Annotated in this window: 11 protein-coding genes and 1 tRNA gene; 7 read left to right on the plus strand and 5 right to left on the minus strand. The window is 71.7% G+C overall.

Annotated elements, in window-relative coordinates:
* Nucleotides 1-50 precede the first annotated feature (50 nt).
* Nucleotides 51-614, minus strand: coding sequence for a heme-degrading domain-containing protein (locus ACFYYH_RS06320; RefSeq protein WP_388546635.1), 564 nt, complete (start codon nucleotides 612-614; stop codon nucleotides 51-53).
* Nucleotides 611-1,714 (minus strand): Gfo/Idh/MocA family oxidoreductase, encoded by a 1,104-nt coding sequence (locus ACFYYH_RS06325; RefSeq protein ID WP_388546638.1) that lies wholly within the window; start codon nucleotides 1,712-1,714, stop codon nucleotides 611-613. Before ACFYYH_RS06325 ends, ACFYYH_RS06320 begins: the two co-directional genes overlap by 4 nt.
* 47 nt (nucleotides 1,715-1,761) lie before the next feature.
* On the opposite strand from ACFYYH_RS06325, the gene ACFYYH_RS06330 reads away from it, so the two are divergent.
* From ACFYYH_RS06330 to ACFYYH_RS06355, 6 genes are all read left to right on the plus strand, one after another.
* Nucleotides 1,762-3,129, plus strand: coding sequence for an ROK family protein (locus tag ACFYYH_RS06330; RefSeq protein ID WP_388546641.1), 1,368 nt, complete (start codon nucleotides 1,762-1,764; stop codon nucleotides 3,127-3,129).
* A gap of 301 nt (nucleotides 3,130-3,430) precedes the next feature.
* Entirely contained in the window at nucleotides 3,431-4,393 is a 963-nt protein-coding gene (locus ACFYYH_RS06335) for a hypothetical protein (RefSeq protein WP_388546643.1), read from the plus strand.
* A gap of 323 nt (nucleotides 4,394-4,716) precedes the next feature.
* Nucleotides 4,717-5,496 (plus strand): HAD-IIA family hydrolase, encoded by a 780-nt coding sequence (locus ACFYYH_RS06340; RefSeq protein ID WP_388546646.1) that lies wholly within the window; start codon nucleotides 4,717-4,719, stop codon nucleotides 5,494-5,496.
* Between the two features lie 92 nt (nucleotides 5,497-5,588).
* On the plus strand, nucleotides 5,589-5,981 hold the full coding sequence (locus tag ACFYYH_RS06345; RefSeq protein ID WP_388546647.1) for a hypothetical protein: 393 nt from the start codon (nucleotides 5,589-5,591) through the stop codon (nucleotides 5,979-5,981).
* A gap of 1 nt (nucleotide 5,982) precedes the next feature.
* On the plus strand, nucleotides 5,983-6,273 hold the full coding sequence (locus tag ACFYYH_RS06350; protein WP_388546649.1) for a hypothetical protein: 291 nt from the start codon (nucleotides 5,983-5,985) through the stop codon (nucleotides 6,271-6,273).
* Between the two features lie 367 nt (nucleotides 6,274-6,640).
* Nucleotides 6,641-7,699, plus strand: coding sequence for a glycoside hydrolase family 6 protein (locus ACFYYH_RS06355; RefSeq protein WP_388547252.1), 1,059 nt, complete (start codon nucleotides 6,641-6,643; stop codon nucleotides 7,697-7,699).
* Between the two features lie 125 nt (nucleotides 7,700-7,824).
* On the opposite strand, the gene ACFYYH_RS06360 is transcribed toward ACFYYH_RS06355, so the two are convergent.
* From ACFYYH_RS06360 to ACFYYH_RS06370, 3 genes are all read right to left on the minus strand, one after another.
* Nucleotides 7,825-9,777: a galactose oxidase-like domain-containing protein gene (locus ACFYYH_RS06360; protein WP_388546652.1), complete on the minus strand. Its 1,953-nt coding sequence runs from the start codon at nucleotides 9,775-9,777 to the stop codon at nucleotides 7,825-7,827.
* A complete protein-coding gene (locus ACFYYH_RS06365) occupies nucleotides 9,774-11,795 on the minus strand; it encodes a glycosyltransferase family 2 protein (RefSeq protein ID WP_388546653.1) in 2,022 nt (673 codons plus the stop codon). Before ACFYYH_RS06365 ends, ACFYYH_RS06360 begins: the two co-directional genes overlap by 4 nt.
* A gap of 487 nt (nucleotides 11,796-12,282) precedes the next feature.
* Nucleotides 12,283-12,356 (minus strand) — tRNA-Lys (locus tag ACFYYH_RS06370).
* A gap of 181 nt (nucleotides 12,357-12,537) precedes the next feature.
* On the opposite strand from ACFYYH_RS06370, the gene ACFYYH_RS06375 reads away from it, so the two are divergent.
* Complete coding sequence (locus tag ACFYYH_RS06375; protein ID WP_388546656.1) at nucleotides 12,538-14,022, plus strand: peptidoglycan-binding protein; 1,485 nt, start codon at nucleotides 12,538-12,540, stop codon at nucleotides 14,020-14,022.
* Nucleotides 14,023-14,028 lie beyond the last annotated feature (6 nt).

A 14,028-nucleotide genomic window follows, 5' to 3' on the forward strand; every position in this document is an offset into this window, starting at 1 on the left:
GCGCGGGGACTCGCGTCGGCCGCACCGCTCGCGCCCATGCCCCGGCGGGCTCAGCCGAGGAACTCCTCCAGGGCCGCCACCACCATCGCGTGGTCCTCGGCCTGCGGCAGTCCCGAGACCGTGACCGTACCGACGACGCCCGCGCCCTCCACCGTGAGGGGGAACGAACCGCCGTGGGCCGCGTACCGGTCCGGGTCGAGGCGGGAGGACTCCTCGAACGTGGTGCCCTTCGCGCGGAAGCGCGCGCCCACGAGGAACGAGGAAGCGCCGTACCGCTCCACGACCCGGCGCTTGCGGTCGATCCACGCGTCGTTGTCCGCCGACGAGCCGGGGAGCGCGCAGTGGAAGAGCTGCTGGGCGCCCCGGCGGATGTCGATCGCCACCGGCGCGTTCCGCTCGCGTGCCAGCTTCACCAGCAGACCGCCCAGGGCCCAGGCGTCGTCGTAGGTGAAGTGACGCAGGATCAGACGGGCCTCCTGCGCTTCGAGTTCGGCCACCGTGGGAGCGGGATCCGGTTCGGGTACGGGATCCGGTCCCGGTACGGGATCCGGCTGAGGTACGGGATCCGGCTGGGGCTCGGGGATCGGCTCCGGCCCGGGTACGGGGGCGCTCATGACTCGGTGTCCAGGGTGATCGTGGTGCCCTCCTGGGCCGAGCGGCGCGCCGCTTCCAGTACGTCGAGCGTCGCCGCGGCCTCGTATCCCGTCACCGGGGGCGCGATGCCCTTGCGCAGCGCGGTGGCGATCCCCGCGTAGTACGCCGGGTAGTCGCCCGGCTCGGTCTCCACCGGGTGGCCGCCTCCCGAGAGCGGTGACTCCCCCGCGCCGATCCGCCCCCACAGGGACTCCGGCTCCACGCCCCAGCTCGTGTCCGCGCCCGGCCGCCTGCCCTCGCGCAGATCGGCCTCCTGCGGATCGAGTCCGTACTTCACATAGCCGGCCGTGGAGCCGAGCACCCGGAAGCGCGGCCCGAGCTGGGCCGCGGTGGCGCTGGCGTAGAGATGGGAGCGGACCCCGTTCGCGTGGGTGATCGCGAGGAAGGTGTCGTCGTCGGCCGCGGCGCCGGAACGGCGTACGTCCACCTCCGCGTAGACCTGCTCCGCCGGGCCGAACAGGACCAGCGCCTGGTCCACCACATGGCTGCCGAGGTCGTAGAGCAGCCCGCCGAACTCCTCCGCCGCGCCCGACTCGCGCCAGCCGCCCTTGAGCTCCGGCCGCCACCGTTCGAAACGGGACTCGAAGCGCTGCACCTCGCCCAGCCGCCCGGTGTCGATAAGACGGGCGAGGGTGAGGAAGTCGTTGTCCCAGCGGCGGTTCTGGAAGACGGAGAGCAGCAGCCCGCGCTCCTCGGCGAGCGCGGCCAGTGCGCGCGCCTCGGCCGCGGTGCCCGCGACGGGCTTGTCCACGACGACCGGCAGTCCGGCCTGGAGAGCGGCTGTCGCGAGCGGGACATGCGTCTTGTTGGGGGAGGCGATGACGATCAGATCGAGTGTGCCGGCGCGCTCCCACAGCTCGTCCGGCGACGCCGCGAACCGCAGGTCGGGGAACTCGCCCCGCGCCTGCTCCCGTCGTTCGGGGTTACCGGTGACGACGGTGTCGAGGACGAGTCCGTCCGTGGCGGTGATCAGCGGGGCGTGGAAGACGGAGCCCGCGAGGCCGTAGCCCACGAGTCCGACGCGCAGAGGGGGGCCGGTGCGGGTGCCAGTCAAGGTCATGGTGCCACTTAAGCAACGGCGTTGCCAAAGTGCAACCACGGGGGACAATGGCGTACGTGGAGAGACGAAACGGGGATGCCGGGGAAGTCGGTCCGCCGACGCCGCGCAGCTACAACGCGGGGCTGGTGCTCGGCCTGCTGCGCGCGGCGGGCGACGGCGGGATCAGCAGACTGGAACTGGCCGAGCGGACCGGGCTCACGCCGCAGGCGGTCAGCAAGATCACGGCCCGGCTGCGTACGGAGGGCATGGCGACGGAGGCCGGACGCCGCGCCTCCACGGGTGGCAAGCCGAGGACCGTCCTGCGGCTGGTCCCGTCCGCCGCGTACGCCGTCGGTCTGCATCTGGACCGCGACGAGCTGACGGCGGTCCTGGTGGACCTGTCCGGGGCGCCGGTCGCCGTACGGACGGTTCCGCTCGATCTCGGCGCGGGGGCGGAACGGGTGGTCGAGGCGGCGGCGGTCCAGGTCGACGCGGTACGGGCGGAAGTACTGCGAGCCGGGTCGGCGCCGCGAGCCGGGTCGGTATGCCCTGGTCCCGTACGCACCGGACCCGCACGGCCCGGCCCGGCTCGTACCGGACCCGCCCGGACCGGGGCAGGACACACCGGGGCAGGACACACCGGGTCGGGACACGGCGGAGCGGCGCGTACCGGGGCGGCCCGTACCGGGTCCGCGCACGGCGAGGCCGGGTCCGCGCACGGCGAGGCGCTGCGCGCCGGGCCCGTACGGCGGGAACCCGTACGGCCCGAGGTGCGCGACGTGCTCGGGGTCGGGGTCGCCATGCCGGGACCGCTCGACCATCGCACCGGCGTGCCGGGGCGCGTCACCGGCTTTCCCCAGTGGGAGGGGTTTCCGCTGCGCGACGCGCTCGCCGCCCGGCTTCAGCTCCCCGTCGTGCTCGACAAGGACACCAATGCCGCCGCCCTCGGCCTCGCGCCGCGCGGGCCGGGCGACTCCTTCGCGTATCTCCATCTCGGTACGGGGCTGGGCGCCGGGCTCGTCCTGGGCGGCGCGCTGCACCGGGGGGCCCGTACCGGGGCGGGGGAGTTCGGCCATCAGGTCATCCAGCTCGACGGCCCCCCGTGCGACTGCGGCAACCGTGGCTGTGTGGAGGCGCTCTGCCTCGCCGCCGTCGCCCGTGGCGATCTGGCCGAGGCCGCGCGGGTGCTCGGCGCCGGGGCGGCGAATCTCGTCGGGCTGCTCGACATCGACCGGGTGCTGCTGGGTGGGCGGACGGTGGCCGCGCACGAAGAGTGCTTCGTACGGGGAGTGGGTGCCGTCGTGGCCGATCGCGCCCGGGGCGCGGTCATCCCGGTCACGGCGGCCGACGGCGGTCCGTATCCGGTCGCCGAGGGGGCGGCGCAGCTCGTCCTCGCGCCGCTCTTCGGGCATCGGCGGGCCGCGGAGCTGAGCTGAGCTGAGCGGAGTCGCGCCGGGCGGCGCGGAGCTGAGCCGGGCTGCGGAGTTGAGCTGAGGCGAGGTGAGGTGCGCCGGGGTGAGGTGGGCTGGGCCGGGGGAGTGTATTTGTGTGATTTTCCGACCGTCTGGGGTGGTGGCGTCCCGGCCGGCCGGCGGTCGCATGACAGCGTCGGAGGTTCTGGTGGCGGCCGGGCCGTCAGAGGAGCGTTCCCGACCTCCAGCGGGTAACGCGCCCTGACCGTCCGACCGCCCCGACCGCCTCGCGATCAGCAAAGGCCCTGTCACCGCCATGTCATCCATGCGACTGCGTCCCGTCCCCGCCGCCGGAGTCACCGCAGCCGCCGTGACCGTCGCGGCCGTCGCCGCCGCCCTGACCGGCGCGCCGACGGCGGCGGCCGGCGCGCCGCCCAGGACCGCCCCCAGCCCGACCCCCACCACCGCGCCCGCCCTCGTCAGCGCCGTCACCGCCGCCGCCACGAGGATGCGCGAACCGAGGTGCGGCAAGGTGTCCGACCCCGAGTTCCCGATCACGACCGAGATCCACGGCGGACCCGACGACTACCGGCCCGGCGGCAGCGCGGGCACCTGGACCCTCGATCTCACCAACACCACCGGTGAGGCGTGCCGGGACATCCATCCCGTCCTCGTCCTGGTCGACCGCCACCGGGCGCTCGGCGTCTCCCAGCTCACCCTGGAGATCACCGACGGCGAGGGGCGCTGGCGGACCCTGCCGCTGGAGAAGACCGAGCAGGACGAGATCATCGGTGTCCTCGACGACGGCTCGCCGGGCCTCGCCGTACCGGCGGGCCGTACCGTCAGCGTCCGCGCGCGGCTCGCGTTCGCTGCGGGCACGGAGGCGAACAAGGTCATCGTCACGGCCGCGACCGTGCAGCGCCGGGGCAGTGACGGCGAGTGGGTCGGTGAGTCCAACGCCTACCGTCTCTCCGTCCGCGCGGACGGAGGCGACGGGGACAGCGGCGGCCACCGGGACGGCGCGGACCACGGGCCCGGTGGCGAACCCGAACGCGGTGGCCCCGGCGGGAACGGCGCGCACGACGGTGGCCGCGGTGTTCCGCGTACGCCCGCCCCTACCGCCGGGTACCCCGACCCCCGCGACCGGCTGCCCGGGTCCTCGCACCTCGCCCGTACCGCGTCCGACGGTGATCTCCTCGGCCGTACCGCCGCGGTCACCGCACTGCTGCTGGCCGGAGCCGTCCTGGCCATGGGCGTCCGACGGCTCCGTACGAAGCCCGGTCCCTGACACCGGCCGGTCCTGACGGCGATCGGTCCTGACGGCGATCGGTCCTGATGCCAGGCCGACCCCGACAGCGACCGGCCCTGACGCGCTCCGGAGGCCCACCCACCATCCCCCTCACCGCGCCGTCAGGTCCATCTCACCGCCCCGCGAGGGGAGTTGGGCGGCGCGGAAGTGCGCTCGCCGGTGGTGTCCGCCGTCGGCGGATGGGGCCGCCCGGGGGTGTTCCGGCCGCGCCCCGGACGCCTTTACCGTCCAGGGCGCGCCCTCGTTAGGCTGGGCGGATCGGACCATGGAGTATTGGCCACCGCAGAGCGGAGAACAGTCCAGTGGCAGAGCGCAAGCCGATCGAGTCGTGGCTCACCGACATGGACGGTGTGCTCATTCACGAAGGGATCCCGATCCCCGGCGCCGCCGAGTTCGTCAAGCGACTGAGAGAGTCGGGCAAGCCCTTCCTCGTCCTCACCAACAACTCCATCTACACACCGCGCGACCTCCAGGCGCGGCTGGCCCGCATGGGGCTCGACGTGCCGGTCGACAACATCTGGACCTCGGCACTCGCCACCGCCAAGTTCCTGGAGGCCCAGCGCCCCGGCGGCACGGCCTATGTCATCGGCGAGGCGGGTCTGACCACCGCGCTGCACGACATCGGCTACATCCTCACCGACCACGAGCCGGACTATGTGGTGCTCGGTGAGACCCGTACCTACAGCTTCGAGGCGCTGACCAGGGCCATCCGGCTGATCAACGGCGGGGCGCGGTTCATCTGCACCAACCCCGACGAGACGGGTCCCTCGACCGAGGGTCCGCTGCCCGCGACGGGCGCGGTCGCCGCGCTGATCACCAAGGCGACCGGCAAGGAGCCGTACTTCGCGGGCAAGCCCAACCCGCTGATGATGCGGACCGGGCTCAACGCGATAGGGGCGCACTCCGAGACCAGCGCGATGATCGGCGACCGGATGGACACCGATGTGCTGGCCGGTCTGGAGGCGGGGGTGGAGACCTTCCTGGTGCTGACCGGGGTGACGACTCCCGCCGACATCGACCGCTATCCCTTCCGCCCCTCCACGGTCGTTGACTCGATCGCCGATCTTGTGGATCTCATCTGAGCACGTCAGCGCGGGGTGCCGCGCGTTAGCCGCGTGCAGCGGATGCGGAAGGCCGTCGTACCGGTGAGTCTCTGAGTATCAGGAGGTTCACGATGCGTTCAGGGCTGCCCCCTCTCCGTCTCCGTGCCGCGTGCGCGGCCGCCGTCCTGGTGGCCGTACCGGTGTTCGGCACGACCGCCGTCCAGGCCGACGACGGGAGCGGTCCGGTGTCCGCGGCACCGGCCGCGGCCGGAGCCGTGCACACCGGACCCGCGCGGCCCGTCGAGCCGTTCGGGCCCGTCGAGCCGTTCGGGCCCGCCGGGCCCGCCGCGTCGGTCGGACCCGCCGAGTCCGTCCGGCCCGTCGAGCCCGCGGAGCCCGTCGAATCGACCGGGCCCGGCGCCCCGCAGGCGGTCGTCGGCCTGGTCCTGGCGGGAGTGGCGGCGGTCGCGGTGGGGCGGCGAAGCGCGCGGCGGCAGCGCGACGTCTCACGGGGGTCGGACTGACATGAACACCCGGGACCGTTTCGCGGGGGTCGGCAGGCTGCTGACCGGAGTCACCTGTGCCGTGCTTCTGCTGGCGCTCTGGTACTGGGGACGTGACAAGGGGGCGAGCCCCGCCACCGGTCCCGCGGTCCCCACCACCGGCGATGTGGCGGCGGTCGGCCGCCCCGCCGGTCTGGCCCTGCCGCCGGGGCGCGCCGCGGGGGATCCGGCACCGCCGCGGCGGCCGGAACCGGCGCTCTTCCAGGGACCGGCCGAGGGGATCGCCCTCCGCGAGGCGCGGATCCCCCTCTGACGCACGGCCCCGGGCCCCCGTTTGCCGCACGGCCCCGGGCCCCTGCCTGCCGCACGGCCCCGGCGCCCCGCGAGCCGCCGATTCCCGGCTGCCGCACCAGCCGCCGATTCCCGCCCGACGCACGAGATACGTGTCCCCATCGGGGGTACGAGTCCCTGCCCGGGGCCGAGCCGCCGATCCCCGCCCGGCGGGGGAGACGCGGATCTCCGCCTCGCGTACGAGGTACGGGTCGTCAGCCGACGTACGGCACCCGGTCCCTCCCGGCGCGGCGGTCACGGCTCGTCCACGAAGCGGAACGATCCGCCTGACGGCCGGTGGCGGTATGCCAGGATTGGCGGCCTCGGCACGGGCCACCAAGGGGGAGTGGATGTACGGCAGTTATTCCGGTCGTGCTGCGCGGATACGCGCGGTGCTGCGGGCCGGGGCGGTGGGCGCGTCGGTGGGGGCCGCACTGCTGGTGGCGGGCTGTTCCTCCGGCGGTGACGGCGGCGGGGACGGGGACGGCGACGGCGGTACGAAGGCGGCGCCGATAGGCCAGCGGCCCAAGGCGGAGGCCCCGTACTGGGTCAACCCCGACGGTACGGCGGCCCGTCAGTCCGCCGCGTACACCGACGGGGGAGACACCCGGAGCGCCGCGCTGATCAGGAGGATCGCCGCGCAGCCGGCCGCCGAGTGGATCGGCCCCGACACCCCGGAGGCACAGGCCAGGGGCTTCACCGAGGCGGCCACGAAGGCCGACCGGGAGGCCCTGCTGGTCCTCTACAACATCCCGCACCGCGACTGCGGCCAGTTCTCCAAGGGCGGGGCCTCGGACGGCAACGCGTACCGGGCCTGGGTCGACCAGGTCGCCCAGGGCATCGGCGACCGCCGCGCCACGGTGATCCTGGAGCCCGACGCCGTGCTGCACCTGGTGGACGGCTGCACGCCCGAGGCGTACCACGAGGAGCGGTACGACCTGCTCAAGGGCGCCGTCAAGCGGCTCAAGGAGCAGCCGGGCACGTCGGTCTACCTCGACGCGGGCAACGCGGGCTGGCAGTCGCCCGACGCCCTCTTCGAACCGCTCCAGTGGGCGGGCATCGCGGACGCGGACGGGTTCTCCGTCAATGTCTCCAACTTCTATCCGACCGCGGCGAGCGCGGACTTCGGCAGACGGCTCTCCGAGAAGGTCGGCGGCAAGCCGTTCGTGATCGACACCAGCCGCAACGGCAACGGCCCGTACACCGGGGGCGACCCCGCCGAGAACTGGTGCAACCCGCCGGGCCGCGCCCTCGGCGAGGCGCCGACCACCGACACCGGTGACCCGCTGGTCAAGGCGTATCTGTGGGTGAAGCGGCCCGGGGAGTCGGACGGCGACTGCAAGGGCGGCCCGAAGGCGGGCGACTGGTATCCGGACTACGCCCTGGAACTGGCGCGCAACACCAAGTAGATCGCGTGGCCTACGGGATCAGCCCTCAGGCGTGGACAGGCCATGGGGGATCTCCACCGGGGGGATCTCCACCGGCCAGGGGATCTCCACCGGCCAGAGGATCTCCCCCGCCCACGGGACAGCCCTCAGGGGATCTCCACCCACACGCCCTCGGACGGCGTGCCCTTCTCGTCCGTGACGAAGAGCATGTACCAGCCCGACGGGACCAGCGCGTTGTTCTTCGGGACCGTGACCTCGATACCGTCCGCGGTCTTCTTCAGATCCAGCGCCACCGAGCGCTGCTCGACATCGGTGACATGGGTGACCGCGCTCGGCCGCATCAGCTTCGCCGTGCTGATCGAGCCGGGGTCAGCCGTCCTGAAGACCGCCGTGCCGCCGCGCTTGACGCTCTTGGGCCCACCCGACAGCTCGGGCCGTATGTCGCGGAAGAGATACGGCGGGGTGTAGATCTCGACCCGCTGCTCGAAGACGCCCGGCTTGGTGTTGGCCTGGTCGGCGTAGAGCGGGTCCGAGCCGAAGATCAGGACCCGGCCGTCGGGCAGCAGGACCGAGCCCGAGTGGTAGTTGCGCCCCACCGCGGGGTCGGCGACCCGCTTGTACGTGGCCGACTCCGGGTCGTACATCCGCGCCTGGAGGATGTCCGAGCCGCCGCGCCCCCGGTAGTCCTCGGACCCGCCGGTGATCAGTACGGAGTCGTCGGGCATCAGCGAGGCGCTCGGGTAGCGGGTGCCCCTGTCCAGCGTCGGCCCGTCCTCGAACCGGGGCTCGGGGTCCTTGAGGTCGACCAGCCGGGACTTCTCGCTCGACTTCTCGGACTCGCCCACCCCGCCACCGCCGATGACCATGAACTTCTGGTCCTGGGCGGGCGGCAGCATGACCGTCGCGGAGGTCTCCATCCGGTCGGGGTCGCTCAGCCCCGGGATCTTGTCGAACCTGTTCGTCCTCAGGTCCCAGACACCGGGGTCACGGCCGACGTCGGCCGGTCCGTAGCCGGCGTTGGAACCGCTGTAGAAGAGCTTGCCGTTGTCCATCAGGAAGATCGCCGGATAGGTCGGGAACTTCCTGATGATCCCGGTGTACTCCCACGACCTGGTCTTCGGGTCGTAGATCTCGTCCTTGCCGGGGACGATCTGGCCGATCTCGTCGAGACCGGAGAGCGCCAGCACCTTGCCGTCCCTGAGCGTGGTCAGCGTGGGGTACCAGCGGGCCTCGTTCATCGGGTCGACGGTGATGTACTTCTCCGCCACCGGATCGAACTCATAGGCTTCCTTGATGCCCTGGAAGTCCTTCTTGTCGAGCGCGAGTTTCTGCGCGATGCCGTAGACATTGCGGGCGTCGGAGCCCTTCATGCCCTGCACCCGGTAGTTGTCCTCGGTGCCGGTCTCGAATTTCTTGCCGGACTTCCGCGCCTCGACATAGATACGGCCGAGGCCCGCCTCCGTCCGCAGGAACGCGCCGGTCTCCGGGTCGAAGACCTTCTTCGCCTTCTCGACCAGGACGGGGTCCTTGGAGACGAAGGTCTTGCCGTTCTCCTTGCCGGTGAACATCGTGCCGGCGGGCAGGGTGATCGGCTTGTCCGGGTCCTCGTTGTGGACGATCATCAGGCCGCCGGCCTTGGTGACATCGCCCTTGAGCTTCTCGTACCGCTTGGTGCCGCCCGCCACCAGCAGGTTCCCGTCGGGCAGTTGGGTGTGCCCGGAGCAGAACATGTCCTTGGGCGTCGGGATCATCTTGTACGCGTTGGTCTTCGGGTCCCAGAGGACCGACTCGAACCTGCCCGCGTCGAAGTTCTTCTGGTTGTTGCCGGAGCCCGCTATGAGCAGCACCTTCCCGGTGTGCAGCAGGGAGGCGTGAATTGAATTGATCTTGAACTCGGCCGGGATGTCGAGAAAGTCCCAGTGCCCGTTCTCGGCCTTGTACTCGGGCCGGTTGATCTTGTACTCGTGGTACTTCTCCGAGCCGAACCGGTAGAGCGCCGGTCCATTCATCCCGGCCACCACGACGACCACCGCGGCGCCTATCGCTATGCGACGGGCGCGGTTTCTGCGGTGGTTCTGCCGGACGGGAAGGGCGCTCATTGCTTAGGTCCCCCAAGGGAAATCTGTACGGTCTGATCGGTGGTCACGGTGGGCACGGGGTGCGCGGCGTCCGGAGCCGGAGCGGCCTGGCCGACGGCCGGCGGGGCCGTGCCGGCGGACTGCCGCGGTACGAACGGTGCCGCGGCGGTGGAGGGCGCCTCCGCGCCGGAGGGCGCGGCCCCGCCCGGCGGCCGGCCGCCCCGGTGGGCGCCCCGGCGCTTCCTCTTCTCCTGCCGCATCCCCCAGCGCCAGGTGAGGATCGGCGCCGCCGTGATCAGCAGGGCCAGCGACGCCCAGACGATCATCGCCGGATGGTCGTGCCCGAAGTAGAAGGAGGAGCTCAGGGATCCGCCGAAGACCAGGATGAAGAAGAGATGGATACGGAAGGTGCCGAAGAGGGTGTCCGGACTGGACGAGTCGCCCTTGGGCGTCACGACGAAGGAGCTCTTGCGGCGCAGTACGGCGTCCATCAGGGAGCGCGCGTAGATGGGCGCGGAGAGCGCGGACATCACCATGCCGGCCAGTCCGCCGGAGCCCTCGGGCTCGTGCGGCGAGACATTGTGGCGGCGGTTCCAGATGTAGAGCCCGATCTGGAGGGCCGAGGCGTTGCCGTACAGCATCATCCAGATCGCCGGGTCGATCTGCACACCCGAGGCACCCATGCCCAGGAACAGCGCACAGCTCAGCGCCGCCAGGATCCAGTTGAGGGCCGACATCGGATAGAAGATGATCATCATCGTGTAGTTGAAGAGCTTGCCGGGCGGCAGGGTGCCGTAGCCGCGCCAGTACTGCTTGAGGATCGTCTCGTACGTACCGCGCGACCAGCGGAGCTGCTGGGTGAAGAAGTCGGTCCACGCGGTCGGGCCCTCGCCGACGGCCAGCACGTCCGGGGTGTAGACCGAGCGCCACTTGTTGCCGGAGCGGGGGTTCCTGGCGCGGTGCATCTCGAAGCCCGTCGCCATGTCCTCGGTGATCGAGTCGTACAGACCGCCGATCTGCTTGAGCGCGCTGATCCGCACCGCGTTGCTCGTGCCGACGAACATGGGCGCGCCGTAGCGGTTGCCCGCGCGCTGGATCAGGGCGTGGAAGAGGAACTGCTGCGACTCGGCGGCCTTGGTGACGAAGGTGTCGTAGTTGCCGTAGACCTGCGGGCCGATCACGAAGCCGACGTCCGGGTCGCGGAAGTAACCGAGCATCCGCTCCAGATAGTTGGGCATCGGGACATGGTCGGTGTCGACGGAGGCGAAGAAGTCGTAGTCGTCGCCGTGCGCGTCGAGCCACGCGTTGTAGTTGCCGTGCTTCGTCTTCGCGCGGTGGGCTCCCTTGGGCTGGTTCCACTTCGCCACGCCCTTGCGGGAGAAGTGGTGCACACCGAGGCGGGCGCAGACCTCCTTGACGGCGGGGTCGTCGCCCTCGTCGAGGAGCCATACGTGCATCAGCCCGCGGTGGCGGATCCTGACCGCCGCCTCCAGCGTCCTCGTCACCATCTCCAGGGGCTCCTTGCCCGGCACGAAGGAGGTGAGGAAGGCCACGCGGGTGCCGCTCTCCGGCACGACGGGCACGGGATCGCGCGCCACCAGCGTCGCGTGCGCGTTCGAGAGGACGTTCATCGTGCGGAACAGCTCGATCAGCCCGATCGAGACGAGCATCACGATGTCGAGGACGAGGAGGGTGTCGTTCTTGAGGTTCGGGTCGCGCTCGGTCCAGTGCTGGGGCTGCATCAGCCAGACGAAGAGCCCCAGCGAGAGCAGCGGCGCCGCGCCGAGCAGCAGGGCGGCACGGATACGGTGCGGCTCCTGGGAGAGCAGGGAGCGGTACTGAACGGTGTACGGCTTGGCGGGGTCGGGCTGGGTGAGCGGTCCCGCCAGCCGGCTGTAGTGCTCGTAGTCGTACTTGGGCAGCGCGGTCTTCCGGGGCCGGGGGCGCTGTCCCCCGCTTCTGAGGTGCCCGGGTATGCGGAGCTGGGTGGTCCGGGAGACGTCGCTCTCCTGGCGTGGGCCGTCTGGCATCGACGTCATGAGTCATCCCCCCGCACGCGCGGCTGCCGCGTGATTGGTATCGAACGTTTCGGCCGGAACGGTCCCCCTCGACCACCGGTCCGGACGCGTCAATGCGGCCCCGTCATGGCAGACAGAGAACAGTGGTCGTCCGGTTGCACCCGTCCATGGGGACATTCCCTCGCGCCGCGTCCAACTGTTCGGACCGCATGCCCCATTGGAGTCAATGTGTTCAGGATAGGTTGTCCGACCGAGGTCGTGATCGCAAGGAAGAAAAAGACCGATTGCCGGTCTTCTGGGCGATTTGATAGGCCGGTCCGGTCGGTGTGTTGGCGAGCTTGCGCCAGACGCGGTGTGACTTCGTACCGCTCCGTACGCGTTCGCGCGTCGACGGTCGCGGCCCCGAGGGAAGCGTCGTGGTGGCGGGTGAAGGCGCGCGGCGATGAGGGACGGCGCGCGGTAACGAGTGAAGCCCCCTCATGGGTGATGAGGGGGCTTCCACTGTGCGTGCGCCGCCAGGGACTCGAACCCCGGACCCGCTGATTAAGAGTCAGCTGCTCTAACCAACTGAGCTAGCGGCGCCTGCTGACCTGGAGAACTCTACCGGATCCGGTGAGGTGCCCCGGACCATTTGATCGCCGTTGCGGCCTGTCGGATTGTCTTTTCTTCCCCTTGATCCGTCAAAATGCGATTTGTTCGGACAGTTGAGACACTGGCCCGTCCATCGCGTCGGAAAGATCTTGATGAGTGTCGAGGGGAACGCATGACCGTCCCGGTCTTCGAGGAGTACGAGCCCGCTCGTGACTGCCCCTGCGCCGGATGTGCCGAACAGCGGCGCGATCCGGACAGGGGCCTGCCGGTGTGCGCGGTCGGCCGTCCGGCCGCACACGGCGTCCGGCGGGCGCTGCTTCTGGCCACGGCGACGGGCGTTGCCCTCGGGGTGACGGCGGCGGACGCGGGAGCGGCATGGGCCGACGCGGGGACGGCGCGGGCGGCGGGGCGGCAGGCGCACAGGACGGAAGCGACGGAAGCGACGGTGGCGGCGGCCAGGGCGGCGGCGGTCAGCGGGGTGGCGACGGTCGGGGCGGCGGCGGGCCCGGGGGTGTACGGACGGGTGGCCGCCGCCGATCCGGTGCCGTCGACCCCGCAGGGCGGCAGCGCCCCGCTCCACGGACGGCCGCTGCCGGGCCCCGGCGCGCACCGGCCTCCGACGTCGCTGCGCAGATCCACCCGCGCCGAGATCATCAAGCGCGCCAAGCGCTGGGCGTCCGCGAGAGTCCCGTACAGCATGGCGAGATTCTGGTCGGACGGGTACCGCCAGGACTGCTCCGGCTTTGTCTCGATGGCCTGGAACCTCGCGGGGAACGAGTGGACGGGCACCCTCGCGCGGTACGGCGTGGTGATCGACGAGGAGGACCTCCAGCCGGGCGACATGCTCCTCTTCCACAATCCGGCCAGCCCGGTGAAGGGGTCGCACGTCACGATCTTCGGCGGCTGGGCCGACCGCACGCGCTCCTCCTATCTGGCGTACGAGCAGGCCCAGCCGCACGCCCGTTTTCAGCCCACGCCGATGGCGTACTGGAGCAACTCCGGCCGCTATGTCCCGTACCGCTACCGGGGGCTGGCCGGGAGCGGCCATGCCAAGGGGCCGGGCGCGGGGACGGGCGCGTCGGCGGCGTACCCCGGCGCCGGGGCGTTCGGGCCGGGCGCCGAGAACGCGCACGTCAGACAGCTCGGCCGGATGCTGGTGCGGCGCGGGGCCGGACGGTTCTACCGCCAGGGACCCGGACCCCGGTGGGGCGAGGCCGACCGGCTCGCCACCCAGGCGTTCCAGCGCGCGCAGGGCTGGCGCGGCGCCGAGGCGGACGGGCGGCCGGGCCCCGGCACCTGGCGCCATCTGGTGCGGGGCCTCGGCAAGGACATTCCGCCGGCGGGCGCGGGAGGAAGCGGCGGTGGCGCCGCGGGCGGCGGGAGCGGTGCCACCGGGGCGGGGGGCACGCCGGGGCGGGTGCCCGTGTATCCCGGCGCGCGGCACTTCCGGCCCGGCGGCGGCGGTACGTATGTCGAGCTGCTCGGCAGGCAGCTCGTGAAGAAGGGCTTCGGCAGGTACTACACCTCGGGTCCGGGACGGGTCTGGACCGAGGCGGACCGGCGCAATGTCGAGGCGTTCCAGCGCGCACAGGGCTGGCGCGGTGCCCAAGCCGACGGCTACCCCGGCCCACAGACCTGGCAGCGACTCTTCGCATGACGGAGG

Source organism: Streptomyces sp. NPDC002018, assembly GCF_042890865.1.
Lineage (GTDB): Bacteria > Actinomycetota > Actinomycetes > Streptomycetales > Streptomycetaceae > Streptomyces.